This is a genomic window from Spirosoma montaniterrae (genome assembly GCF_001988955.1).
GTDB lineage: Bacteria > Bacteroidota > Bacteroidia > Cytophagales > Spirosomataceae > Spirosoma > Spirosoma montaniterrae.
On sequence record NZ_CP014263.1, the window covers coordinates 3,445,225 to 3,471,158 of the forward strand.

The window sequence follows — 25,934 nt, forward strand, 5'->3', positions numbered from 1 at the left end:
CACTATTTACCTCTCCCATCCCAACCCGGTACCTTTGTAGCGAAAATCAGCCCATAAAAGACGGGCAGATTCAGCAACTGACTTTTAAACATGAGTACCCTGCCAACCTATCGAATTCTGATCGCCACTGTCCCCGCCGACGGACATTTTAACCCGCTGACGGGTGTGGCTATGTACCTGAAGCAACAAGGCCATGACGTGCGCTGGTACACCGGGCTGAACTACCAGCAACGGGTTGACAAAATGGGCCTGCCGTTCTACTCGTTTCGGCAGGCGCGGGCCATCACGCAGGATAATCTCGATGAGGTGTTCCCGGAACGCGAGAAGATCAAAGGAACGATAGCCAAGATTAAGTTCGACATTCGGAACGTGTTTCTGGGCAACGTCCCGGCCAATCTGGAAGACGTTCGGCAGATTAAGCAATCGTTCGACTTCGATGTACTACTGTGCGACGTTGGGTTCATTGCCGGGCACCTGATTCAGGAAGTACTGCATAAACCGGTCGTTGCGGTTGGCGTAGCACCACTGGGCGAAGCCTCGCGCGACCTGCCCCCCACTACGCTGGGACTGACACCCGGTCGGGGGCCGCTGGGCCGGATGCGCGACGCGCTGCTCCGGGCCGTATTCCCCAAACTGATTTTCGGCGATAGTCTGACGTACTACAACGAGCTGATACGCCCATACGGTCTGCCCGAGATGCCCGACACGATTCTCGATATGATGATCCGCCATAGTGCGCTGTATCTGCAAAGTGGCGTACCCGGTTTTGAATACACTCGTAGCGACATGAATCCAAACGTGCGGTTTGTGGGGCCGCTTCTGCCTTATAAAAAAACGGCAGCCCCGCCCTTTGCGTACGCGAACCTGGCCCGGACATACGAGAAAGTCGTGCTGATTTCGCAGGGAACGGTCGATAACAAAGACCCCGAAAAGCTAATCGTACCCACGCTCGAAGCCTTTAAAGACAAGCCCTATCTGCTGCTGGTGGCTACGGGCGGCATGCACACGGCGGCTTTACAGGCCCGTTACCCACAAATCAACATCATCGTCGCCGACTTTATTGATTACGACGCTACGTTACCCCACACCGACCTGTTCGTGACCTGCGGAGGCTACGGCAGCGTGTTGCTCAGCCTGAACTACGGCGTTCCGCTGCTGGCAGCGGGCAAGCACGAAGGCAAAAACGAGATCGTGGCCCGCATCGGCTATTTCAACGTGGGTGTGAACCTCGGCACCGAAACGCCGACGAGTAAACAGATTGCTGCGGGGGCGCGGGAAGTCTGGCAAAACCCGGTTTATAAGCAAAATGGGGCGCGGTTACGCCAGGAGTTCAAACAATATGACCCGAACCGGCTGACGGAACGCTACATCCGCGAAGCTATCGCCCGGTTCAACATCCGACCGATAGAGTCAAATTCCAGTCGTCCTTCGCTGGCATCATCGGTATAGTAACCAATTAAAAGTGTACAGTTTTGCCTTACCCAGGTGACATAAAACAGTCAGAATCATGATAACGGGCTTATTTGAAACGCATATTTTGGTCAGTTCGCTGGATACCTCTATGCACTTTTACGGAACCGTGCTGGGTCTTGAACTGGGTCGGTTTGAAACCGAACGACGCGTGGCCTTCTATTGGCTGGGCGAACGGGGAAAAGCCATGCTGGGTCTGTGGGAAACACCAGACGCTCCGATAAGACCCCAGCATTACGCCTTCGAGAGCACGATAGAAGCCGTCACCCAACAGTCGGTCCGGTATCTTCAGGATCGGGGCTTATCGCCTTATAATTTCCTGCGGCAAGGTAGAGGAGAACCAATGGTGTTTGGCTGGATGCCAGCCGTATCAATCTATTTCCGCGACCCCGATGGGCATGAATTAGAGTTCATCGCCATGCTGCCTGACCCGCCCCAACCGGAGTTAGGCGTTGTTTCCTACGCTGCCTGGAACCAGCAACGCCAGCAGATTCATGATCTACCAATTCCAAATCAGCCAACTACTAAAAACTTGTCATGAATTTACAACTCAATGCCGGTAAAGACCCGGCACTGATTCAGCAGGTTATGGACACCAACCGGCTCCGCATTTCCCTCGAATCAGCGCAGGCTTTATCTGCCTTTCTCATGCTCCAAAAACTCCTTATCAATCATGACAGCGAACATCATACAAACCGCCCGGCTGACGCTGACGCCCATTGAGCCGTCGATGCTGGCCGAACTACACGACTTGTTTACGAACCCATCAGTCCGGCGTTACCTACTTGACGATCAATGCGTTGCTCCAGAATGGACTGCCGACGTGATTGCCACCAGTCAGCAGCAGTTTGTCGAATCCAACTACGGTCTGTGGGCCGTACAGCAGGCCGGGTATCGCCCCATCATCGGGGTTTGCGGCTACTTCACGTTCGACCAACTACAGTTGCTCTACGCCCTCTTACCCAACTACTGGGGGCAGGGTTTCGCCACCGAAGCCGCCCGCGCCGTGATCGATTACGGGTTTCACAGAACGAACCTGACCGAAATCGTTGCAGCCGCCGATTTGCTCAACACAGCCTCATTTGGCGTGATGGAGCGGCTGGGTATGACGTATCAGCAAGCCAAAGGCGGGGTCATTTATTACCAACTACCTAAATCACAACCCCACTCGCTATGGAACGAATTGACCGTTTGACCCAGCCAATCCTTGCCGTTTTCTTTTTGTTGACCTTTTTCAGTGCGGGTGGAGCGGCTGTGGAAGGGTTTGTTAATTACCCCACCTGGCTGCTCATCGATAAGTCTGATTTTAAGGCTTATCACAACGCCTTGGGGCCACGGATTGTCGTTACGATGGTCATCCCGTTTGCGTTATCTACCGTTTTCAACGTCTTACTGTTCTGGTTTCGTCCGCCGTCCGTACCACGCTGGTCGGTGTGGGCAACAGTAGTGCTTGCGTTGATTGGTTGGGTAGCTACCGCCACCGTTCAGATTCCAATTCAAATACAGTTAGGAGAAACCGGTTATTCAAAAGAGGCTATCGAACAGCTTATTCGCACAGACCTTCTCATGCGGAGTGTTCCCGGCTATAGCCGACTAAGCATTGCGTTCTGGATGCTGCTACGCATCCTGTCGATACGCTCTTTTTCTCAAGTAAACCGACTGCAACCATGAACGTCCTGCTCAAAACAATAGGCTTCTTCCTGAACGTACTGGCGGTAATTTTTCCGCGCCGGGCCGGACGATTGGGCTTTGCGATACTGTGCCGCCCCGTGCGGACCAAAATTACCCAACGACACCGCACTTTTTTCGATTCGGCTGACCAGTTTACTCTACAGCACGGCAACGATACAGTACGGGGCTACCGCTGGGGAAACGGTCCGCAAACCGTCTTGCTGCTGCATGGCTGGCAAAGCCATTCATATTACTGGAAACAGTACGTTGACACGATTGACTTGTCTCGCTATACGCTTTACGCCTTCGACGCGCCGGGACATGGACTGAGTACGGGAAACTTCCTGACGATGCCTTATTACAGCGACGTAGTCGAGAAGGTTATCGAGCAGATTGGCTCAGTAAATTCGGTGGTGGCTCACTCCATCGGCGGCCTGACGGCGATCTACACCTTCTACAGAAAGCCAACTCTAAGCCCGGCCCGGCTCGTTACATTGTCGGCACCGGGGCAGGTTCAGGAGTTTTTTGACTTATTCAAACGGCAACTGGGCCTTACTCAACACTGCGTCCGACAAGTAATGACTTGTTTTGAAGCCCTGGTACAGAAACCAACCGCTTATTACTCAGCCGCTACATTTGCCAGGTCGCTCATCAGCCGGGGATTGGTTATACATGATCAGAACGACCGGAACACGCCGGTAGCCAATGCCAGAGCGATTCACGAGAACTGGAAGCAGGCGACGCTAATGGTTACCAACGGCAACGATCACAACCTGCGGTCGGCGGACGTGGTGAAGCAGGTGAGCGATTTTCTAAGCAACAAAATAACTCAGCCTTACTAAACAGGCCACGCACAACACCCGAACGCCTATGAACCCACCGCTACCCTCACGAGTGTGAGAAATTCCTTCCTCTTTTTTAAACTGATTCAACTATGATTACCGAACAAGCAACGAGTGAGCAGGTGTTCCCCGAAGACATGGGTCTGGGCGGTATCAACCTGGAAGCCGCCGACAACGAGGTTAGTCTGGCCGCAGCCGAACCGGAGGTGCTAATCAACGGCGACAAACTTTTTCACGTCCAGAGTTACGACATTGGCGGAGGGCAACGACGCTACGACGGCATCTGGAAACCGGGCAACGATGGTCGGCCCGTCGTATATGGATGGACGTTAGCCGATCTGCAAAAGAAAAACGGCGAACTCTGGACGCAGGGTTTCCGCCTGTCGCACCAGCAGAGCTACGACATTGGCGGGGGGCAACGACGGTACGACGCCATCTGGACGCCCGGTAATGATGGTCGCCCGGTGGTGTGGGGCTGGACACTCGACGATCTGAAAAAGAGAAATGGCGAGTTGTGGCAGCAGGGATTCCGCATGACTCAGCAACAAGCCTATGACATCGGGGGCGGACAATGGCGGTACGACGCTATCTGGCAACCCGGCAATGATGGTCGGCCCATCGTCTGGGGCTGGACACTGGCCGATCTGCAAAAAAAGAACGGTGAGTTATGGCAGCAGGGCTTTCGGCTGGCCCATCAGCATAGCTACGAAATCAGTCCGGGCCAGCGACGCTACGATGCCATCTGGATGCCCGCCAACGACGGTCGCCCGGTGGTGTGGGGCTGGTCACTCGCAGATTTCCAGAAAAAGAACGGTGAACTTTACGCACAGGGCTACCGGCTGGAGCATCAGCACAGCTACGACATTGGTGGCGGACAACGTCGCTACGACGGTATCTGGTTGCCGGGCAACGATGGTCGCGCGATTGTGTGGGGCTGGACGCTCGATGATTTTCAACTTCGGCTTGGCGAACTCTACAACAAACGCATCGCCGTAGGCAATCAGGCTCTGTCGCTGCCGAAACTCCTGAGTGGTATCCGGCAGAAGTTAGACGGCAAGTGTGTGGGCTACGGTGTTGCCATTTCATACCGGGGCAACAACGAATTCCGCTATGACGCCGGGCTGGCCCGCACGGCTACGAACCCGCCCCAGCAGGATTTTTCGGTGTACCGCCGAACGAACCTGGCAAGCGTGAGCAAAACGCTGACGGCAGTCGGGGCCATTAAGCTACTGACCAGCAAAGGGTTGACTATCGACACGCCTATTGGCGCGTATCTGCCCGCCGACTGGCAGCGTGGCCCGAACATGAATGCCATCACGTTCAAACAACTGATGACGCATACCAGCGGTATCCGCAACCCGAACAAGTTGGGGATGGATTATGAATCGCTGAAGAAAATAGTGGCCGAAGGCGTCGGGACAGACAAGGCTTACCAGTATCAGAACCACAACTTCGCCCTGTTTCGAGTCATTATCCCGTACCTGAACGGGTTCAACCCACAGGGCGTAACGGATCGGGGTGCTGCACTGGCCCAGGCGTATATGAGCTACATGAATGCCAACGTATTCAAGCCAGCGGGCCTTAAAACGGTGACGGGCAAACCCGACGCAACCAATCCAACGCTGTTCTATCCGTTTCCGGCAGGCAACGTCGGCGGCTGGGATTTCGGCGATGCCTCGCTGGTGGTGGGTGGTGAAGGCCTACACCTGTCGATGGACGAACTGAACCAGTTTTTGAGCCGACTGCGGTACACCGATACGGTTCTGAATGCCCAGCAACGTAAGCTGATGGAAGACCATCAACTTGGCTGGTTCCGGGGCAACGTGACAAACGGCACGCAGTTTTCGCACGGCGGCTACCTCTGGTTCCCGACCGACAAGGGTACGGCCTCGCTCAATACATCGTACTACGCGTTCTCGATAGGTGTGGTCGTAACGCTGATTCACAACTCGCCCGTTTCGCCCGATCCCGGCAATTTCGTGATCGACGCGTTCAACGGAGCCTGGGGTCCGCGTTGATCCAGTTTGAATTCGACACCGCCCGTAGCGTCTATCTTTAGGGCTACGGGCGGTGCTTAATCTTTCTCTTTTTTAATCCATTCACTTTTTATCACTCATGAAGTACGACAGAAAACCTGTTGCCGGGTACGTTGTTGCCCTATTATTCGCCGGGATGGCAATCTCCTGCTCCAAAGACCAGGTTCTGGAACCAGTATCAACAACGCCCAATGTAGCCCCTGTTCAGTCTGTTCAGGAAGGCGATTACCACGGCGAAATCATCTCGCAGGCATTGGCGAAGCAGGTAGCCGAAACCAGCGAGTTTCAACAGCTATTCCTGCGCTCGTCTGCTGCCGCCAGTGGCGCACGCAGGAGTCAGGTTAAACGAACGGTTCGCCGGGCCATGACCCTGAACGATAATCACAACCACCCGGCGGCTCACGTAATGAGCTATGAACAGGGCGGCTTTGCCATTCTCTCAGCCGAAAAATCGTTTGCTGCCGTACTGGCCGTGGGCGACGAGGGAAACGTTGATCCCAATCAGATGCCGGAGGTGGTAAAAGACTGGCTAAACCAAACCCGCGACCAGATTGGCCGCGCACGGATAAGCCGCCGGGGAGCACGGCAAAGTGCAACCAACCAGAGCCTCTCCTGGGCAACCCTGCTGGCGAATACGGGTCTAAACGGCCAGAACTCAGGCGCACGCAGTGCTGCTCCTGCGCCCGAGCCTGACCCGATTAAATGCTCGGATTGCCCTGACCCTGAGCCGGGTGGTAATCCGCCCTGCCAGCAAATTGGCGAACCAGCCTTTTTCGGGCCTTTGGTTAAGACAACCTGGAATCAAAGCGAGGGAGATTTTTTATGGCCGTATAACAAGTTTGCTCCTAATGGGGCTTTAGCCGGGTGTGGCCCCGTAGCGGCTGCCCAACTGATGCGCTACTATCAGCATCCCAGCACCTACGTCTGTCATATTCCTGGTGCTTCTTACGGTAAAACATTAGCTGCTATTTGGGGCAATAACTACAATAGCTCCAGTTTTTCAACAGCCAATATAATGGCTTCTTTTGGCTATTCGGCTAATGCGACCTGGGGGGGAACGCCGGGTGCGGAAACCAGCACGAATACCGACAATATGGCGGCTGCATTGAAGAATAATTTTGGCTACAAAACAGTGTATGTGAAAACCGGGCCAACGTTGAGCGATATCCTTTCTCAGCTTAGCAGTTACCGGCCCGTCTTGCTGAGGGGGTCTAAATACTCCGGCGGTTCTGGCGGGCATATCTGGGTTGTTGATGGTAGTATGACAATTAAGTCAAATTGCGCTGTTCCTGAATTCCATTGGATGCACATGAACTGGGGCTGGGGCGGTTATTGGAATGGCTACTTCTCAGACAGCTATTCGAGTGGCACGACCGGAACCACGTATTACACGGAAACGGGTACTAAAACTCATACGGCGGATAGTGACCCTGGGACAAGCCAAAATTCAGACATGTTCTATTATGGCCGGCGAATGATTGTCGCTTATCCTTAGGCGTCTATGTCACTGTCACTACTGACTTTGGCTAACCTTCCTCTTTTTAATCTCCTCAATTTTTATCAATCATGAAGTACAACAGAAAACCTGTTGCCGGGTATGTTACAACCCTGTTATTCGTCGCGATGACGATTGCCTGCTCAACCGAGCCAACTTTAGAACCGGCAAACCAGTCACCAGATGGCGCAGAGAGCCGACTCGATAATGCAATAGTGGGCGATACATTGGCCGTAGTTAAGTACGCCAACGGAAACTTCGTCAGCTTCTACGAGTTTGCGCCCGGCGAAGTGGCGATACGTCACTCACTGGTTTTACCTGATAAACCCGGTGCCGAGCGGGCCAGAATGGCCGCTACTGAACACATCGATGACGTACTGGATCAGCTAAGTGCAGAAAACAAGTCGCTGGTGGACATTTACAAAGCGATTTCGACCACCCCTGAGTCGGACGTAATGAATCGGCTTGCGAAAGCACAGGCCCGGCTGACCACCGCAAAGGCGGCTCCCAAAGAACCGCAGTCGTTCCCTGATGAGCCAGTTCCTTCTCAACAGGCACGCGCAGCATCGGCCCGATCAGCGGCAGCCGGTTGCGCTCCCGATTACTACAACGACAGCTACGGCGCACAGTGGTTTATCGACCACTACATCAACGAAAACCGCTTCCGCAAATCAATGACGAATGAAGCTTACGCCCGCATTCGAACCGAAAACGATTCTTGGACAAAGGTAGCGGCTATGGCGGCTGACTTTGGGACGGGTATTCACTTCAGCGGTGAGCGTTTTCTGCCCTGTCCCCTGTTCGGTATTGGCGGTGGTTGCCGCTGGGAACACCGCTGGGGATTCGACATCGCGCCACGCGGGGTCGAAGTCTGGTACATCTACAGTGACAAAGCGTATTCGTCCAAAGCGGCTGGTTACGACCCCTGCCGACGCGTTCACCTCGGCGTCTGCAACGATACGCCGAATATAAACGCCTGGAATTTTTAGCGGACGTAGTCTCGCAACTCGTCTGCGTCAAACAGCATCATCCATGTGTACTCAATTGATCCGAGTAGCGGCCACCGCCCAGGTGGTGGTCGCTACTTGCCTGACGCACGTTGGGCATACCCAACCCGTCCCGCTTCCCGCTGCCCCTGTACGGCCAGTAGTGGACGATTATTTTGGCACGAAAATCACCGATACGTACCGCTGGATGGAGGATATGAAAAATCCCGAACTCCTGAACTGGATGAAAGCGCAGGCCGATTACACCCGTGCGGCACTGGACCAGATTCCGGGTCGGCAGCGGGTTCTGCACCGGCTGACAACGCTCAGCAACGCCGTGCCGTCCCGCGTGAGCAGCGTACTGCGGTTGCCCGGCGAACAGTACGTGTACCTGAAAACCAACGCCAACGAAAACATAGCCTCGCTGTACGTTCGGCGGGGTCTGAGCGGACCCGAAACGCGTTTGGTTGATCCGAATCAGCTTAAACCAACTAACGAGCAACCGGTGTCGATCAGTTACTTTACTCCCTCATGGGACGGTAAGCTGATTGCCGTAGGGCTGGCGTCGGGTGGGTCGGAGAACACCTACATCCGCATCTACGACGTAGCAGCGGGCCTCGAAACCGGCGAAACCATCGACCGGGCGCGGTACGGAGGCATCGCGTGGCTACCCGACAATCGCTCGTTTTTTTACACCCGCCTGCAACAACTGCCCGCCGACGCACCCGTGACCGAGTACCGGAAAAAGCCCCGCGTCTATCGGCATGTCGTCGGTACGTCGGCAGACGAGGACCGGGTGGTGTTCGGTAACGACGTCGATCCAGGCGTCGAGGTCGGGCCGACGCTGCTGCCCCGGCTGCACACGTTTCCGAACTCAGACTACGTACTGGCAACGGTGCAGACGGGCGTTGGCGGTGGACAGGCAATGTATGTGGCCCGGCTGACGGACTATAATCAGACTGCTGATGAAGTTGGTCCGTCGCCGTGGCGCAAAATCTGCGACATGACCGACGACGTAACCGACGCGGCCATTCACGGCGATGATCTGTATGTAGTGACGCACAAAAACACGCCCCGCTACAAGGTCATCCGTACCAGCGCGAAAAACCCGAATCTGGCAACCGCAACGGTGGTGTTGCCAGCGGGCGAAGCCATCATCATGGGCAGCTACATCGCCGGTGAAGGCGCGTTGCACGTAGCGCAGGACGCGCTGTACGTGCAGCAGTTGGACGGCGGGCTGGGCCGCATTCGTCGGATTCCGTTTCGGAAGGGCGAGCGGGAATCGTATGTAGTGACGCCCTTCGACGGAACGCTGACCGAGGTAACTGCCGATGCGCGGGTACCTGGCTTGCTTTATTCGCTTACGTCGTGGACTAAAGCGGCTCGCCCCTACGCCTGGAATCCTGCGGTACGTCGGAGCGTTGAGTTGGGTCTGCAACCCAAAGGGCCGTTCGACGACTTGAAAGACGTAGACATACGCGAAGTCAAGGTTCGGGCCGCTGATAGCACGCTCATTCCATTGTCGATCATTCACAAGAAAGGAATGAAATTAGATGGATCGCACCCGACCTGGCTCAACGGCTACGGTGCGTATGGTATTCCGTCGCTGTCGGGGAGCAGTCCAATGAGTACGACCTGGCTTGAGCAGGGCGGCATCTACGCCGTAGCACACGTGCGGGGCGGGGGCGAGTACGGCGAAGAGTGGCACCGGGGCGGCTACAAAGCCACCAAACCCAACACATGGCGCGATTTTATCGCCTGTGCCGAGTACCTGATTGCCCAGAAATATACGTCGCCGAAGCACCTTGCCGGACTGGGTATCAGCGCGGGCGGCATCCTGATTGGTCGGGCCATGACCGAGCGACCCGACCTGTTCCGCGCCGTGGGTATTGCGGTGGGGCTGACCGACATGCTGCGGTTTGAAACGACAGCCAACGGTGTGCCCAACATTCCAGAATTCGGCAGCGTAAAAACCGAAGAAGGTTTTCGGAATCTGCACCAGATGAGCGCGTATCACCACGTTCGCGACAGCACAAGCTACCCGGCGGTGCTGCTCGCAACGGGCATCAACGACCCCCGCGTGGACCCCTGGCTGATGGCGAAGATGACCGCTCGGTTGCAGGCTGCCAGCAATAGCGGTCGACCCGTCATGCTACGCGTCGATTATCAGACCGGCCACGGTCCCGGCGTAACGAAACAACAGCGATTAGCCACCTATGCCGATGCCATTTCATTCCTGTTCTGGCAACTGGGCCACATTGATTTTCAACCGCCCTGGCCGGGGTGTTCCGATTAATTTATACCCTATTGACATTGATTTGTCGTATGGCTGGCGTATGGCTGGCTGGCGCGAAGGAGACGCAAAGGGTTGCGTCTCTACAGATACCATCCGGCGGGCGTAGAGACGCAACCCTTTGCGTCTCCTTTGCGTCAGCCATCACCCTTTGCGTCTCTGCGTCAGCCATCACCCTTTGCGTCTCCTTCGCGCCAGCCATACGCCATACCTAATTCAATATCGTATTAACGAATTTCGCTATGAAACGAAACATATTCAAATGGCTCAAGCGCGGAGCCATCGCGCTAATTTGCCTCATCTTGGCGGCCATTGCAGCCATATACGGCATTAGCAGCTACCAGCTCAACCGCTCGCACCCGGTTACCGAACTGCCTAAACTAACGCTCGCCAACAATCCAGACGTGCTGGCGCGGGGTGGTCACATTGCCACAAGCATCGGCATGTGTACTGAATGCCACGGCGGTGATCTGGGCGGCAAAGTAATAGCCGATGCCGGACCACTGGGCATCGTTGCCGCGCCTAACCTGACGAGCGGCAAGGGTGGCATCGGGGCTACGTACACCAACGACGATTGGGTACGGGCCATCCGGCACGGTGTCCGGCGCGATGGTTCGTCGCTGCTGATTATGTCCAGCGAATCGTTCGTCCACATGACCAAAGAAGACCTCACAGCGGTAATCTCGTATCTGAAACAGCTAACGCCAGTTGACCGCGACGTACCCAAATCGCACCTGCGCTACCTCGGTCGAACCTTGCTTGTAACGGGCGAATTGGATGTGTTATCTGCCGAAAAAACGCCGAATCTGCCTTTAGTGAAGACCATCAACCAGAAGCCTTCAATTGAGTACGGCATGTATCTGGCTACCATCGGCAATTGCCGGGGCTGTCACGGTGCAGACCTGTCAGGGGGTGAGGTACATGGCCCGCCCGGCACGCCCCCCGCAGCGAACCTGACCCCGACGGGCATCGGCACCTGGAGCGAAGCTGACTTTGTCCGAACGCTACGCACCGGCAAACGCCCCAATGGGAAAGACCTGCACCCATCAATGCCCTGGCCCCAAGCCGCCCTGATGACCGACGACGAACTGCACGCGATCTGGCTGTATATGCGAAGCGTACCGCCGAAACCAATTGTGGATAATTCTTGATAAGCAATTGTAATAGCTAAACTACATAGCTGCCTTCCAGTAAATCTTCAGCCAATAATTCGACTGAAGATTTATTATTGTTATGCCATTCCAGTAAACAATTCATTATCAAGTTAAGACTATACTCATTTACAAGTAATCTGTTTTTACTTTTTTACTACACTATTTTAACCATAAATCCATATGAACACGCCCTCCTTTGCTACCGGCTACAGCCTGGCCGAAGCGCAACTGACCATGACGCTCTCGACGCTGGCCTACATCGACGAAACGCCCCTGCCTTCCGACACGACTCCGGCCATTCAGGCCGCCCGAATGCGCGCCGACATTAACGCGGCACTGGCCCAATCGACTTACTCCGGCTGGCAGGTAGCCTGGGGGCCGGGCCTGAGCAGCGACCGCAGCAACATGCTCTACATGGCTCAGAACGGGAGTCAGTACGCCGTTGTGATTCGCGGCACCGACTGGTCGTTTTTTATGAACTGGGTCGAAGATTTTGCTTCGGTGCTTGGTTTAACGGCCTTTGGGCCAGCCAACGACGCGTCGGTGCAGATTGCCGATGGCACCAGTGCGGGGCTGGATACCCTGCAAACCCTGTTTGGCACCGCCCCCGATGGCACCCAGACCAACCTGTTGTCGTTTCTGTTTCAGATTGATACCAACGCCAGCGTATTCGTAACCGGACACAGCCTCGGCGGGTGTTTAGCCTCGGTGGTGGCGGCCTGGCTGGGTTCGGGTCAGGGGCTGGGCAATGCCAATTCGTTGAAAGTCTACACGTTTGCGGCACCATCGGCGGGCAACGCAGCTTTTGCGTCGTACTACAACCAGCTCTTTACCGATTCAGCCGGTAACAGCACCGCCTTCCGGGTCTACAACTCGCTCGACGTGGTGCCCAATGGCTGGGCGTCGCTCGAAACGGTTACGACCTATTACCCCGGCTTTGTGAACTGCCCAACCGATATTGTGTCGGCTATCAATACCGTCCAATCATACATCAGCAATGATGCATATACGCAGGTAGGCGAGGCCAGTAATCAGAGTGCCGTCGAATTGCCGGGGCATCTTCTGTTTGGTTCGGTCCAGCCGTCGCTCGATCCAATCAGCGACGTGTTGTTCGGGCTGGAAGCGGGCTGGCAACACGAAACCGCCAATTACCTCAACCTGCTGAATGCCAAACCAATACTGACCACACTTCCCAAACGAACGGGAGCCAGTAGCGGGGGATAACAAGGCTGCGTTGGTCATAGGTCAACCCGCATTTGAATGTTGCTGCGCTCGTAGGGCGAAGGCGGGCCAACCACCTTTTTAAACCCCAATTTGTGGTACAGATTAATGGCGGGCGTCAGTTTGGTATTGCTTTCTAAATAAACGCCCGGTGCGCCGAGGTCGCGGGCGCGCTGGAGGGCGGCCATGCCCAACCGATAGCCGATGCTGCGGCCCTGCACCGTGGGCGAAACGGCCATTTTAGCCAGTTCATACTCGCCGTTGGGCATCGGAATCAGCGCACAGGTACCAACGGGTTCGCCCTGATACAGTGCCATCAAAATCTGTCCGCCGGGTTTCAGAATTTTCTCGTCGGGGAAGTCGAGGGCTTTACGGTCCTCGGCTTCTACCGTAAAATACTGCTCAATCCAGGCGTAGTTGAGCTGGCGGAAGGCATCGTGGTAAGCAGGTGTATACTCAACAATCTCTACCTGTTCGCCTTCGCGTTGCTTCCGTTCGGCCTGTATTCGGTCGCGTAATGACCGCTGATCGAGCAGGAATTCAAATTCAGTGAGAGCTTCGAGCAGGTTGTACTGACTTTCGGCCTGGAGTTTCTGCATAGCCGCGTCGAGGTCGGTGAGTTGTTCGTTCAGGGCCGGTATCAGGGCGCGTCCGGCGTCGGTCAGGCTCAGGTGGCTGCATCGGGCATCGCCCGGCTGCTTTATCACGGTTACTAATCCGTTCCGCTGCATTTCCTTCACCACCTGACTCACCGATGCGTGCGTTTGACCAATGCGTTCGGCCAGGCCGGTTGTGGTTTGTCCGTCCTGCTGCATGAGCGCGTAAAATACTGGGAACCAGCGGGGTTCGAGCGTGGAGCCGTATAGGGCGTAAACGGCACTATTCTCATCAGTCATCCGGTCGCCCAGCCGACGGATGCGGCTACCGAGCGCGATCCGGCCCAATTCATCGTAAATAGTAGGCATATCTTAACAGTTTACGTAAGTACTTACGCAAGTATAAACACTTCGAGCGTAATGTCAAAGCACTGGATTAGCTGTAAAAACGCTCCGACCTTTAAAATTTTTACCAAGTTGACATTGCCTTGTCGTATGGCTGGGGTATGGCTGACGCAAAGGGCGATGGCTGACGCGAAGGAGACGCAAAGGGTTGCGTCTCTACGCCCGCCGATGGTATCTGTAGAGACGCAACCCTTTGCGTCTCCTTTCGCGTCAGCCATCACCCTTTGCGTCTCCTTCGCGTCAGCCATCGCCAGCCGCACCTCACACCTGATTCAATGTCGTATTAGATAAAAAAATCGTTCTGTCTACACCTCAATTCGGAACAGGTGCATGGGCAACACATAGGGGTCGAGATCAACAAAATTCCACTCGCCTTTCCAGGGGTAGTACGCGCCCGTCAGCAGGTCGTGTACCTGATACGTCTGATCGGGATGAATACCCAGTTGCCAGATCGGCACCTGCACCAGTGCGGCCCGGCGTTGGTAGGCATCGGTATTTACCACAATCAGCAGCCGGTTGGCGTCTACGGTCGATTCGCCCGATGTTTTCAGATAGGCCATCACCGCGTCATCGTTCACGGTGCAGAACGTAATGTTGTTGGTTTGTTGGAGGGCTGCATTTTCGCGCCGAATGCGGTTGGTCAGACCAATCAAATACGTCAGTTTATTGGTTTTTTCCCAGTCCCAATACTTGATTTCGTACTTCTCTGAGTTCAGGTATTCTTCTTTGTTTGGGAACGGAATATGTTCCATCAACTCGAACGAGGGGCCGTAGATACCGTAGTTACTCGATAACGTGGCGGCCATAAAATAGCGAATCAGGAACTGGGGTTCGTGACCTCCCTGCAAGCTATATGGGTTGATGTCGTGGGTGGTGGGCCAGAAGTTCGGGCGGAAGAAATACTTCATTTCACCCTGCGTCAGCTCGGTCATGTACTGCTGCAACTCGGCTTTGTTATTGCGCCAGGTGTAGTAGGTGTACGAATGCGCGAATCCGCGTTTCGCCAATTCCTGCATCACCTTCGGCTTAGTGAATGCTTCCGACAAAAATAGCATGTCGGGGAACTCCTTCTTGACCTCGGCAATGACCCACTCCCAGAATGCAAACGGCTTGGTATGCGGATTATCGACCCGCACGATACGCACCCCCCACGACGCCCACACCAGCAAGACCCGCTTCAACTCCTGCCACAGATTTTGCCAGTCTTCCGTCTCGAAATACACCGGGTAAATATCCTGGTATTTTTTTGGCGGATTTTCGGCGTACTGAATGGTGCCATCGGGCCGTTTTTTGAACCATTCGGGGTGCTCTTTAGCCCACGGATGATCGGGCGAACATTGAATGGCGAGGTCCATCGCCACTTCCATACCGTAGTTGGCGGCAATGGCAATCAGGTGTTTAAAGTCCTCGACCGTACCGAGTTCGGGGTGAATGGCATCATGACCGCCCAGTTCGGAGCCAATGCCGTAGGGCACACCCGGATCGCCGGGCTGGCAAACTACCGAATTGTTTTTACCCTTGCGGTGGGCCATGCCAATCGGGTGAATCGGCGGCAGGTACAGCACGTCGAAACCCATACCGGCAATGCGCGGCAGCAGAGCCTCCACGTCGCGGAAGGTACCGTGTTTGCCCTCCTCGCGGGCGGCAGAACGCGGAAACAGGCAATACCAGGTGCTGAATCCAGCACGGGCGCGGTCGACCTCAACCCCCAGCGAATTTTGCGAGTCATGCATGTAGCGCGTAGGGTGCTGCCGTTCGGGGTAAAGTTTTGTATAAAACGTAAACTGATCGCTTTCGGCTACCGACACGGCTTCGTTGTATTGCGCGTCGGCAGGGTCGGCGGCACCAGCCCGAAACAGCGCGGCCATCTCGCGCAGGGCGTCGGCATCGTGTTCGTTGCCGGCACGTTCAGCCCGTTGCGCCATGCCGTCTACATACTGCGCCCCGGCCAGCAGTTCGCTTGTAATGGTCTGACCATCGGCTACTTTCAGGTGAATTTCGTGCTGCCACGATCCCGGATGATCGACCCACGCTTCGATGGTATACGTGTATCGGCCCTGCTTCTCGACCACGAACGATGCGCCCCAGCGGTCGTTTACCAGCAACGCCATACTGGTTTCCTGAAAAGCGTCGTCGTCGGTATGTTTGTAGAGCAGCCGGGCCAGCAGGTAATCATGTCCGTCAGCAAATATATCGGCTTCTACGGCGATGACGTCGCCCGGAACGGCTTTGATAGGGAAACGCCCACCGTCGATTTCGGGGACAACTTTTTCAATTACCACCCGGCGTTGCCCGTTGGTGGGTAATGTATTGCTTATCGGAGCAGTTGGGAGGGAGACGGTTTCCTGCGGTATGGTTGCAGAGGTTGAGCGCGAACGGGTCGACGGTTTCTTCGGCGATTTGGGCGAGTTCATGCGGGATTCAGTCGGTTGGTTATGTCAGGCTCTTGAAAATAGCCTGACAATGTTACGAAGAAAACCCGCATACGCCGTTCCTTTTCAGCCGGTCATTTACTTCGCTCCGTCGGCTTTGGACCAGTCGGCAGCAATTTTACCGACAGCCGCGCCGGTTTTCGCGCCTTCATCTACATCGAAGCGGTAGTTTGTTCCAGCATACACCCGCGCCAACCCCGCTTCATTGGCCTGCCCAGTCAACTTCGATGCATCGCCGGGAAACAAATGGCCCAGCACTACAGCCGCCGAAGCCGCGCTGACGGCGTGATTGGATGGATAGCCCGGCGAGTTGGGTATCAGCGCAACTGTTTTAATCCGGGCGTCTATCTGTGATGGGCGCGGCACAAAATAGCGGTATTTGGTTTGCCACGTTACCGTCGTAGCGTCGTGCAGGGCGCGGTTGAGCAGGGCGTAGGTGCGGGCTGCGCGGAGTTCGTTCTGCGCAGTCTGCTGAATCAGTTCTTCGGCAATACGATTCCAATGCCCGGCCACGGCATAACTGCCCACACCATCGCTCCAGAAGTCGGCAATGCGCCACTGTTCGCGGCTGCGCGTGTCTGATATTGTACGTATTTCGGCCAATGCCTGCTGAAACGCGGGCGAGGTGGTTGCTGGGGGTGGTCCGGGAGCCGTTCGGCCAACCGCCGTAGCATCGAACCACGTTTGTACCGACCCGGCCAGCGGCAACACGGGCGCACGAGCCGGAATCTCCAGACTCTGCCACTTAGTATCATAAGGCGCACGGGCCAGCAACGTCGGCCACGTATTAGCGGGGTCGTGGGCCTGCGCAAATCCGTCGGTGCGGGCGCGGCTGACTACCGAAGTAGCTACCGTTGCACCCAGCGTTTCGCCCGCTTGCAGGTCGCTCGGCACGCACGCACCGGCCCACACGCGGCTTTGCTTATGTTCGGTGGCTTTCGCTTTTAGCCAGTCCGCTTCGTTCGGAAACAAAAACGTCAGCATCTGGTAGGACGCTTCGGCTACGGCGGCATCTTCCGACGGGTAACTGGGTACGTCGGCCACAGGAATACGCGGCTGTACACCCTGTCGTTCGAGCGCGGGGCGGTTATATTGAAATTTGGCCCGCCAGGTCATCACGAGCGCGTCGTACTGCGCTACGCTCAGATAGGCCAGCAGCCGGGCGGCAAACGGCGCATCAGACATTGGTTTTGCAACATCATACGCTGCATAGCGGCCCGTAGCGGCATCGTAAGCAGGCATCACATTGTACTTGGCGATGAGTTGCCGGGCAATCTGATTCCAGCGTTGTACACCCCCGTAGGCCCAGTACGTAACGGCGGTATTCTGCTCCGGCGTGGTGCCTGCCAGTCCGTTTTTTACTGCCGTCAACTCGCGCTGATACGCATCCGACGACACAGCCGCCGGAGCCGGAACACCCACGCCCGACCGTAGCACCACCGTTTGCCAATTACCCCCGTCGGGGTCGGTCGTGGCTGGTGGAGTCAGCGGCAAAATACCTTCGCTGATCGTCGGCTCTTTACAAGCCGCGAGCGCGAAGAGGAAAGATATACTATTGCTTTTTTCATTAATCAAATGCCGATCACCAGCCCGCCACTTACCCGCGAGGCTTTGCCGATGTTTTGTCCGCTAAGTGTAGTGCTGTATCCCGCCGTTAAACCGAGTTTACCAATCAGTCGCAGGTAGGCGTTGGCACCTGCCCGCGTAAAGCCAACGGCATTGGTCGGAAATGGAATGCCGGGGCCGATGTCGGTGCCACTGCTGTAGGGCGTTTGCTGCTGAAACCAGCCATCGACATAAAACCGTTTGGCCGACACGCCCCCGCGCAGCACAAATTCAGTTACGTCGGGGACGTTGACTTTGTAGCCAGTATTGGGGTTGAGTTGAGCCGGGTCGTAATAGCTCACGATACGGTCGAGGGTGACGGGGCCGCGCCGGATGTAGCCATACTGACCGGTCAGGAAAAACGCGCCTGATGTAAAGTGCAACATGGTGCGCCCGTCGAAGTTGCGCGAACCCCGCCCGATGGTCACGAGCGCGTCGGTAACGTAGTTTTGCAGCGGCAGCGAATACCCCACCGCAAACAGCCACGACAGCCGCGCTTTACCGAGTTTGTAATCATACGCTTCCCAGCGCAAAGCTGCCGACAAATCCTGCAACCCCTCCTGTTTGGGCCAATAGCCCGCGCTGGCTTCGGCCCGCACATACGACGCGTTTACGATCAGGTCGAGGTCGTAGCCGAGGCCATACACGCCATAGGCATTGAGCGACTGCGTGGTGACGGTGCCCAGATTCGGATTACGCGTTTCGGTAGTGCCGACGTAATACGTATCGAACGATTCGGTCGAAGCCGTAAGGGCTAAACTGGCTTTCCGCTGCCCGCGCATAAAGCCATCGACCAATCCCTGCGCCCACAGTTGACCGCTGAAAATCAGGCAAAAAACTATAGCAACGGTAAGAATGGAAATGCGCATAAAGTCGGGTTAGTTGGGTAAAGATAGCCCCTTTGGTCCAACCGATGTAGCTGACATGCTTTTTTCTGTGTTAACGGGACGGTTGTTTCGCACCATCGACTGTACAACTTACCGCGCTGTTTCAGGGTGAAACGATTTCCACGAGTGCCAGAATTCCTGATAGGCGTTTGGTATTGGCCCCAGTTTACGCCCGCGCAACGGCCCGGCTATGCAATGACCGCGCCAGGTCCAGACGGAGCCGGTTTCACGGTCGATCAGTTGGCAGTTAGCATAGTGAAACGTGAGCGTTTTCACACCCACCCGCCGACTCCAGACGCCAAACGAAACACTATCTGAAGCCATCGTAAGCAGCATCGGTTCGCCCCCCAGCACATCGCTCAACATACGCTGTTGCTGTAGCGCATTCCAGTCGTAGGCTTTGGCAAAACCGGCCCGTTCTACGCCAATCACCCACGATTTGGGTTGCCACGAGGCCGAATCGCGTTTGGTCAGGCTCCCCGTCGAGCGGCCCCGTTCGTAGTTTTTCATACTGTCAAATTCATCGGCAAAAATCGAATCGGCCTGCAACACGCGCGTGTTGGGGTGTTCAGCGGCCCACGCCCGCAGGGTCATCTGCCGGGCGGGGAGGTCGGCCATCGTTTGCCCTCGCAACGGTCCTACGATGGCTTCACCCGTAGCCTGCCGCCACCACGTGCCAGTGCGTTTATCTTCAAACATGGCATTGAAATGGTCCATGCCAACCAGCCGGAATTCGTCGGCCTGCCCCTGCACGAGTGGGCTAAATACCCGGCCCGTGCGACAAACGGTACAGTACGTGACCATAATCGGTTGTCCACCCACCGTGTCGCGTACCTGATGGTGGTAGCCAATGAGTTGAATCGGGTAGGCCGTAGCTTCGCCCACTGATTCGAAACCCAGCACAAGGTTATCGAGCGGAATTTTGTTCTCACTCATGGGCACCACGCGCTTATGAATCGGCTGCAAAAACATCCGGTCGGCCAGCATCTCGCGGTTCACTAAGTACAGCACTACGCCATAAGCCATGAGCAACCCGCCTGCTGCAAAGCGATACCAATTTTTCGTTGGCCGAAACAGCACCTGCCAGGCCGGATAGGCCAGCAGCAACAGCCCAACCGCCCGCAGCCAGCCGATGTTATGGTGCAGCCAGTAAGCCTGTTCGACCCGCCGGAGAGCCGACCGGGCCGCGTCGCCATCCAGCCCCAGTTGACTACCCGGAAACGGCATGATAAAATACACGCGGGCCGCTTCAAGCAGGATAAGCAGCAATGCACTGACAATGAACCAGATAAACTTTTCCATAATCACTTCACCGTATAAATTTCCCCATCGACATACCCCGCTTCGGCGACATGGGCGGCTCGTTGGCGATACAGGTCTTCATCGTGGTGGGTTAACGTTGCCAGCCCATCGACGTAGCGATTGCAAAGACAGAAAAAAGCCGCAATCAACACCGTATCGTGAATGTCGCGGTCAGTAGCTCCTTCGGCGCGGGCCGCTGCTACCTGGTCGGGCGTGACGTGCTTACCCCCTTTCTGTACGCTCGCAGCAATGGTAAGCAGGGTTTTCAGCCGGGGCGAAATATCGGTTTGCTGATAGTCGCACTTTACGGCCTGAATCAGACTCCAATCGTCGTCGCCGAGGTGGTGGCTGGCAATGGCCCCGTGAATCGTCTGGCAGAAATGGCAGTCGTTCAGGGCTGAAACATGCGTTCCAATTAACTCACGTTCGCCCATGCTCAGGGTTTGGTCGGGCAGGCTGGCGTTGGCACGTAAGAGCGTGTTGGCAAGGTCATTGATAGGGCTTGCCGTTTCGGGGCTGAACAACATTGGTCCGCGAATGCCGGGAACGCCGGGCGTAAAGTCAATATGTGGCATTTTTTTCGTTGTTTTGTGATTGTAACGATGCCCCCGGTCGGCAAGGCCAGCCGGGGGACATGTACTACCAACCTATGATGAGTTTGAAAGCCCGGTCGGTTTGGCCGGGTTTTCATGTTTTATCGAGTTGCCGACTCTGGTGTTATGTAGCCCAGCGTCCCCATACGTTCGCCCATTGCGTCGTAAGCTGCCGGGTCGGTGGGCGTGAGCGTGGCAAGGCCATCGACGTAACGATTGAACATACAGAATGAAGCCGCAATCTGCACCGTGTCATGGATATCGCCGTCGGCAGCTCCTTCGGCACGGGCCGCAGCCACTACGTCGTCCGATACCGTTCGGGCATCGGTGGCTACGCGTTCGGCAATGGTCAGCAACGCCCGTAGTTTAGGCGAAATGGGTGCCGATTCGGGGGCTGTTAGTGTCGCATCGACCAGGTCACGTTGCTCGCCATACAGGTAGCGGGCCGCAGCCGCGTGGCTGTTCCTGCAAAAATCCGTGCAGTTCTGGCTTGATACATAAGCCGCGATAAGTTCGCGCTCGGCGTTGGTCAGGGTGCTATCGGGCGAACCAGCCCGGAGCAGAGCCTGCGCCAGATTGTACAGGTGTTGACCGGTATCGGGGCGGTACATCGCCAGACCGCGAATACCGGGCGCATCGTTGTTGAGTTGAATATGAGGCATAATTTTTTAGGGACACAGAGATGCACAAAGTTTACACGGAGATACACAGAGGTCATAGTCTCAAACACAAATAGCTTTTAAGAAAAAATCTCTGTGAAGCTCTGTGCCTTCTCTGTGCATCTCTGTGTCATAACCTTTAATCCGTTTTATACCGAGCCAGCACCACCAGCAGTGCTACCAGGAACGCCACCGAGAACACCAGCAGGGCATTGCCGAAGCCGCCGAGAGCCGCCACCATCGCACCCACGAAAAACACCGCTGTTGCCGTGAAAAACCGGCCAATGTTGAAACTGATGCCAGCCGCCGTTGCCCGAATCCGAACCGGAAACAGTGCCGGAATAATGCTCGACAACGAACCCTGACTGATGCCAAAAAACAGCGCAACGAACGCCGTTTCGGCATAAATCACGGGCGAGAACGTCTGGTTGGTCAGGAACAGCAGCGCACAGCCGCCCGCACAGCCCGCAAACGTCAGCAAAAGCGTTCGGCGCGAACCCAGCCGGTTCAGCAGCCCCCCCGACACCATGCCGCCCAGAATACCGCCCATACCGAGCAGCATCATAGTCAGGCCGCGTTCGCGTTCGCCCGTTTGCCCGGCGGGAAGCAGCGTTTGCACCCAGGTCGGAATCCAGGAGAACGTACCCCACAGACCAATCAGCACCGCGCCGAACACCAGCACGCCCGTGAGTAGGTTGGCCCGGTCGGTGGGCGTCCAGTCGTTAAATTTCGTAGTAGACTGTTTGCGGCTGGCCTGTTGCCAGCTTGCCGATTCGGGAAGCCGGAACAGCATCAGCCCAGCCACAACCAGCGGCACTGCCCCCAGCCAGAACGCCTGCCGCCACGGTACGGCTCCTACGTTCAGCCCGCCCGTTGCCACGATGCCCACCGGAAACATCACAGCCAAAACGCCCAAAACTACCGCCCTTCCGCGCTCCGGCCAGATTTCGGACAAATAAACGGTCGTGAGCAGCAACACGCCCCCCACGCCCGCGCCCGTCAGAAACCGGCACAGCAGCAGCACCGGCCAGTTGGGCGCAAACACCGTCAGCAGCATAGCCGCGCCGTAGAGAGCCGTCACAAAAGCCACCGCCCGCACCCGCCCGATGCGGTCGCCCACGACGCCGAATGCCAGCCCGCCCACCATCCAGCCATACAGAAAAGCCGCGCTGATGTAGGCCCCGATTTCGCCTAACCGCTCTTCTGAAACAGATTGGCCCAGCACGTCGGGCACGGCCACGGGCAGCACCGTTGCCATGAGCGTTGAGGCCGTACCGCCCAGTCCATACGACAACGCACACAGCGCAAAAGCCAGCCAGTTGGCGGTCAGGGCTTCCGATTTTGTTTTTAGTGCTTCCATAAGTGGTTGACGGATAGACTGATTGAATGATTGAATGGTAGAATGATTGAATGGGGTTACTACCTAACTACTCCATTCAATCAGTCTATCATTCTACCATTCAATCATTCAATCATTATTTGAGTCCTTGATCAAACGTCAACGATACGTAATAGAGACCGCCGACGGCGGCTGAACCGTATGCCTGCACTACGTAGTTGTTGAACAGATTACTGCCGCCTACTTTCAGAATCGTTTTCAGGGCGGGCATCCGGTAGCTTGCCTGCGCATCGACTAATGAGTACGACGGAATCCGACCGGGGCGATTTTCGGTAAACGTGCCGAACCAGTCGAAGGCTTCCTGCCAATGCCACGCCACGCTGAAGCCCAGCCGGTTGGTCAGGCGGTCGTTGCTCAGGATTACGTTGCTTTTGAAACAGGGCGTATTGAAGGCCGGAATGTTGTTGGGATTGGCATCCATGATGTTGAACCTCGCCCAGGTGCCATTGGCCTCTACCCGATAGCCCCGGTTCAGCAGAGCCGTCAGACCCGCGCTGACCCCATCTGCCGATACGCGGTCGGCGGCATTGGTATAGAGTTGAAACGCCTGCCGGTTGGCGGCTGTCAGGATATCAGCCGCAGCAGCCGGGTTGACCGTACCGTCGGGCAGCAGCACCGCGCTATTGGGCCGAATCACCACCTGATTCACCAGAAAATTACGGTATTGGCCGTAGTAATAGCTGACGTCGAATAACAGCCGCGAGGTAAGCATACCCTTGTAGCCTACTTCAAACGATTGCGATTGCTCGGCCCGGATGCGCGGCACGTCCGACTTCACTAACTTGTCTTTATTCGCCATCAACGCCTGCTGGAACGGCGTACCCGACCCAACCGCCTGCCCGAAAGCAGCCCCAAACGCACCCACCGAAGCGGCAGTAAATGAGTTTTCGTAGGCATTCAGCCCCGCTGTGTTGTCCGGTGCTGCGCCCAGAATGATAATCGGGCCTACGTTCAGCCGAATGTACTGATCGGGTACGGTTGGGTTGCGGAAACCCGTCTGGTAACTCGCCCGGAAGTGGTGAGCATCCGAAGGCGAAAACACCGCCGACGCACGGGGCGTAAAGTTGCCCACGAAATTCTGATTCTTGTCGTAGCGGCCCGAAACGGTCAACTTCAGTTTATCCTGCAACAGCGTTTTCGACGCCTGCGCAAACGCGCCGTATTCGGCCACCCGAATCTTATTCACCTTATCGTCGAACAACGTGCCTTCGCTGTTCATGTCGTAATAGCGCACGTTGCCACCCGCCTGAACGCTCATAAATTTCAACGCTGACGTGAAATCATATAACCCTTCGACGTGATACAACTTACTCTTACTCAGCACACCCGCCCCCTGCAACCCGGCAATGCCGATGTATCGCTGCTTCTCGCGGTCGAAGTCTGTCGAACCGGGCAAAAGTCGCCCCTGATCGGCGAAGGCGCGGGCCATGTCGTGATTCCGCGCCGTTTGGCCCGAAACCTGCCCGTTGAAGGCAGCCGCGTAGCGGGCAAACCAGGTAGCGTCGGCCTTGTCGGGCGTAACCACGTTGCCGTTCAGATCACGCACCCACGTCCGGTTAATGAGTTGCCCCAGCGAACGGGTGTTATAGGAATTCTGCGAATTTTCGGCAGTAGAATAAGCCCTGACGAAGAAGTTTTTGCCCTGCAACTCAAGCCGGTGTTGTGTCAACTGAAAATCATTGAGCATAAACCGGCTGCTGCCTGTGTAGTTGGTAGTGGCCTGCCCGAAGTTCAGCGCGTAAATCAACTCGGTTTGCTTCCCGATTCGGTAATGAACCGCCCCGCCTAACTTCAGGCTATACACGTCGTAGTTGGTCAGGTCGATTTCGCGGTAGCCTGTGCGCGACACCCGCCCAATGCCCGGCAGCGTTTGCGCCACTTCATCGCCGTAGATATTCAGCGCGTTCCGCCCCGGATTGGTAGCTCCGCGCAGTTCGGGGTTGGTGTTCGGGTCAATGTCAGTATAATCGGCGGCATACCAGTCGCGGCCTTTCAGATACGACGCATTCACTTTGAACGCCAGCCGGTTGCCGATGACTTTGGCATACCGAACGGCTGTCTCCGTGTACGGTTTCGGACTGTCGCCCGTTGGGTCGTTGACGTGGTTGACGCCCACTTTCTGTTGAACGCTCAGCCCCTGATGCTGGAACGGGTTTTTGGTGCGGATATACAACAACCCGTTGAAGGCCACCGGGCCGTAGAGAGCCGAAGCCGCCCCCGGAATCAACTCCGCCGATTCGAGGTCAAGGTCCGACGTGCCGTACTGATTCGCCACTGCCCACCCCAAACCGGGCGATTGATTGTCCATACCATCGATGAGTTGCAGAAAGCGCGTGTTGCCGGTCGAGTTAAAGCCGCGTGTGTTAATCTGCCGGTAGGTGAGGCCACTCGTCACCATATCCACGCCTTTGAGGTTGTTCAGAGCCTCGAAATAGTTCGGTGCCGCCGACCGCTGAACGGCCCGTGCATCGAGCTTTTCGATACTCACCGGCGACCGCAGGATACTTTCTTCAACCCGCGAAGCTGCTACTACCACATCGTTTAGCTGATTTTCAGCGCGTTGCAAAGAAACCGTCAGCGGTTTGCTATCGGCATTTACGCTAACAGTCTGCGTCTCCTGCCCAACCATCGAAACGGCCAGCGTGAGTTTGCCTTGTTTCGTAGTCGTAATTGTAAAACGACCCCCGGCATCAGTTGCCGTGCCGGTAGCCGTACCCCGCACAGTTACCGATGCGCCAGCCAGGGATTGGCCCGTTTGGGCGTCGCGCACCACGCCCGACACCTGCCGCGATTGGCCCAGTCCGGGCAAAGCGGTAGCTAAAGTCATCGCCAATGCGACAACAAATGATATAAGTTTCATAGATGTTCGATCAATATGTTCCCATGTA

21 protein-coding genes are annotated in these 25,934 nt (G+C 56.1%); 12 read left to right on the forward strand and 9 right to left on the reverse strand.

The window, feature by feature from the left end:
* Positions 1-90 precede the first annotated feature (90 nt).
* The 12 genes from AWR27_RS14925 (at position 91) to AWR27_RS14980 (ending at position 13,171) form a co-directional block, all read left to right on the forward strand.
* The gene (locus tag AWR27_RS14925; protein ID WP_077131901.1) at positions 91-1,449 is read left to right on the forward strand and encodes a glycosyltransferase; all 1,359 of its coding nucleotides are present in this window, start codon (positions 91-93) and stop codon (positions 1,447-1,449) included.
* A 58-nt stretch (positions 1,450-1,507) separates the two neighbouring features.
* The gene (locus tag AWR27_RS14930; protein ID WP_077131902.1) at positions 1,508-2,011 is read left to right on the forward strand and encodes a VOC family protein; all 504 of its coding nucleotides are present in this window, start codon (positions 1,508-1,510) and stop codon (positions 2,009-2,011) included.
* Positions 2,008-2,193: a hypothetical protein gene (locus AWR27_RS25335; RefSeq protein ID WP_157579227.1), complete on the forward strand. Its 186-nt coding sequence runs from the start codon at positions 2,008-2,010 to the stop codon at positions 2,191-2,193. The genes AWR27_RS14930 and AWR27_RS25335 overlap by 4 nt, the downstream gene beginning before the upstream one ends.
* Positions 2,144-2,665 carry a GNAT family N-acetyltransferase gene (locus tag AWR27_RS14935; protein ID WP_077131903.1) on the forward strand — a complete coding sequence of 174 codons (522 nt, stop codon included), beginning with the start codon at positions 2,144-2,146 and terminating at the stop codon, positions 2,663-2,665. The genes AWR27_RS25335 and AWR27_RS14935 overlap by 50 nt, the downstream gene beginning before the upstream one ends.
* Entirely contained in the window at positions 2,644-3,141 is a 498-nt protein-coding gene (locus AWR27_RS14940) for a hypothetical protein (RefSeq protein ID WP_077131904.1), read from the forward strand. The genes AWR27_RS14935 and AWR27_RS14940 overlap by 22 nt, the downstream gene beginning before the upstream one ends.
* Complete coding sequence (locus AWR27_RS14945; RefSeq protein ID WP_077131905.1) at positions 3,138-3,983, forward strand: alpha/beta fold hydrolase; 846 nt, start codon at positions 3,138-3,140, stop codon at positions 3,981-3,983. The genes AWR27_RS14940 and AWR27_RS14945 overlap by 4 nt, the downstream gene beginning before the upstream one ends.
* 92 nt (positions 3,984-4,075) lie before the next feature.
* Positions 4,076-6,001 (forward strand): serine hydrolase, encoded by a 1,926-nt coding sequence (locus AWR27_RS14950; protein WP_077131906.1) that lies wholly within the window; start codon positions 4,076-4,078, stop codon positions 5,999-6,001.
* Positions 6,002-6,098: 97 nt separating this feature from the next.
* Complete coding sequence (locus tag AWR27_RS14955; RefSeq protein WP_077131907.1) at positions 6,099-7,514, forward strand: C10 family peptidase; 1,416 nt, start codon at positions 6,099-6,101, stop codon at positions 7,512-7,514.
* Positions 7,515-7,585: 71 nt separating this feature from the next.
* Positions 7,586-8,503 carry a hypothetical protein gene (locus AWR27_RS14960; RefSeq protein ID WP_157579228.1) on the forward strand — a complete coding sequence of 306 codons (918 nt, stop codon included), beginning with the start codon at positions 7,586-7,588 and terminating at the stop codon, positions 8,501-8,503.
* Between the two features lie 43 nt (positions 8,504-8,546).
* The gene (locus tag AWR27_RS14965; RefSeq protein ID WP_083732866.1) at positions 8,547-10,796 is read left to right on the forward strand and encodes a prolyl oligopeptidase family serine peptidase; all 2,250 of its coding nucleotides are present in this window, start codon (positions 8,547-8,549) and stop codon (positions 10,794-10,796) included.
* A 239-nt stretch (positions 10,797-11,035) separates the two neighbouring features.
* Positions 11,036-11,944: a c-type cytochrome gene (locus tag AWR27_RS14975; protein WP_077131911.1), complete on the forward strand. Its 909-nt coding sequence runs from the start codon at positions 11,036-11,038 to the stop codon at positions 11,942-11,944.
* A gap of 183 nt (positions 11,945-12,127) precedes the next feature.
* Entirely contained in the window at positions 12,128-13,171 is a 1,044-nt protein-coding gene (locus AWR27_RS14980; RefSeq protein ID WP_077131912.1) for a lipase family protein, read from the forward strand.
* Between the two features lie 14 nt (positions 13,172-13,185).
* On the opposite strand, the gene AWR27_RS14985 is transcribed toward AWR27_RS14980, so the two are convergent.
* The 9 genes from AWR27_RS14985 to AWR27_RS15030 form a co-directional block, all read right to left on the reverse strand.
* The gene (locus AWR27_RS14985) at positions 13,186-14,133 is read right to left on the reverse strand and encodes a bifunctional helix-turn-helix transcriptional regulator/GNAT family N-acetyltransferase (RefSeq protein WP_077131913.1); all 948 of its coding nucleotides are present in this window, start codon (positions 14,131-14,133) and stop codon (positions 13,186-13,188) included.
* Positions 14,134-14,474: 341 nt separating this feature from the next.
* Complete coding sequence (locus AWR27_RS14995) at positions 14,475-16,583, reverse strand: alpha-1,4-glucan--maltose-1-phosphate maltosyltransferase (protein ID WP_083732867.1); 2,109 nt, start codon at positions 16,581-16,583, stop codon at positions 14,475-14,477.
* A 96-nt stretch (positions 16,584-16,679) separates the two neighbouring features.
* Positions 16,680-18,095, reverse strand: a complete 1,416-nt coding sequence (locus tag AWR27_RS15000) for a phosphatase PAP2 family protein (protein WP_232325843.1) — start codon at positions 18,093-18,095, stop codon at positions 16,680-16,682.
* A gap of 77 nt (positions 18,096-18,172) precedes the next feature.
* Positions 18,173-19,075 (reverse strand): hypothetical protein, encoded by a 903-nt coding sequence (locus tag AWR27_RS15005; protein WP_077131916.1) that lies wholly within the window; start codon positions 19,073-19,075, stop codon positions 18,173-18,175.
* A 108-nt stretch (positions 19,076-19,183) separates the two neighbouring features.
* Complete coding sequence (locus AWR27_RS15010) at positions 19,184-20,395, reverse strand: DUF3179 domain-containing (seleno)protein (RefSeq protein ID WP_077131917.1); 1,212 nt, start codon at positions 20,393-20,395, stop codon at positions 19,184-19,186.
* A gap of 2 nt (positions 20,396-20,397) precedes the next feature.
* The gene (locus tag AWR27_RS15015; protein ID WP_077131918.1) at positions 20,398-20,970 is read right to left on the reverse strand and encodes a carboxymuconolactone decarboxylase family protein; all 573 of its coding nucleotides are present in this window, start codon (positions 20,968-20,970) and stop codon (positions 20,398-20,400) included.
* A 119-nt stretch (positions 20,971-21,089) separates the two neighbouring features.
* Entirely contained in the window at positions 21,090-21,650 is a 561-nt protein-coding gene (locus tag AWR27_RS15020) for a carboxymuconolactone decarboxylase family protein (protein WP_077131919.1), read from the reverse strand.
* Positions 21,651-21,786: 136 nt separating this feature from the next.
* On the reverse strand, positions 21,787-23,007 hold the full coding sequence (locus AWR27_RS15025; protein WP_077131920.1) for an MFS transporter: 1,221 nt from the start codon (positions 23,005-23,007) through the stop codon (positions 21,787-21,789).
* A 115-nt stretch (positions 23,008-23,122) separates the two neighbouring features.
* Positions 23,123-25,906 carry a TonB-dependent receptor gene (locus AWR27_RS15030; RefSeq protein WP_077131921.1) on the reverse strand — a complete coding sequence of 928 codons (2,784 nt, stop codon included), beginning with the start codon at positions 25,904-25,906 and terminating at the stop codon, positions 23,123-23,125.
* Positions 25,907-25,934: the final 28 nt, after the last annotated feature.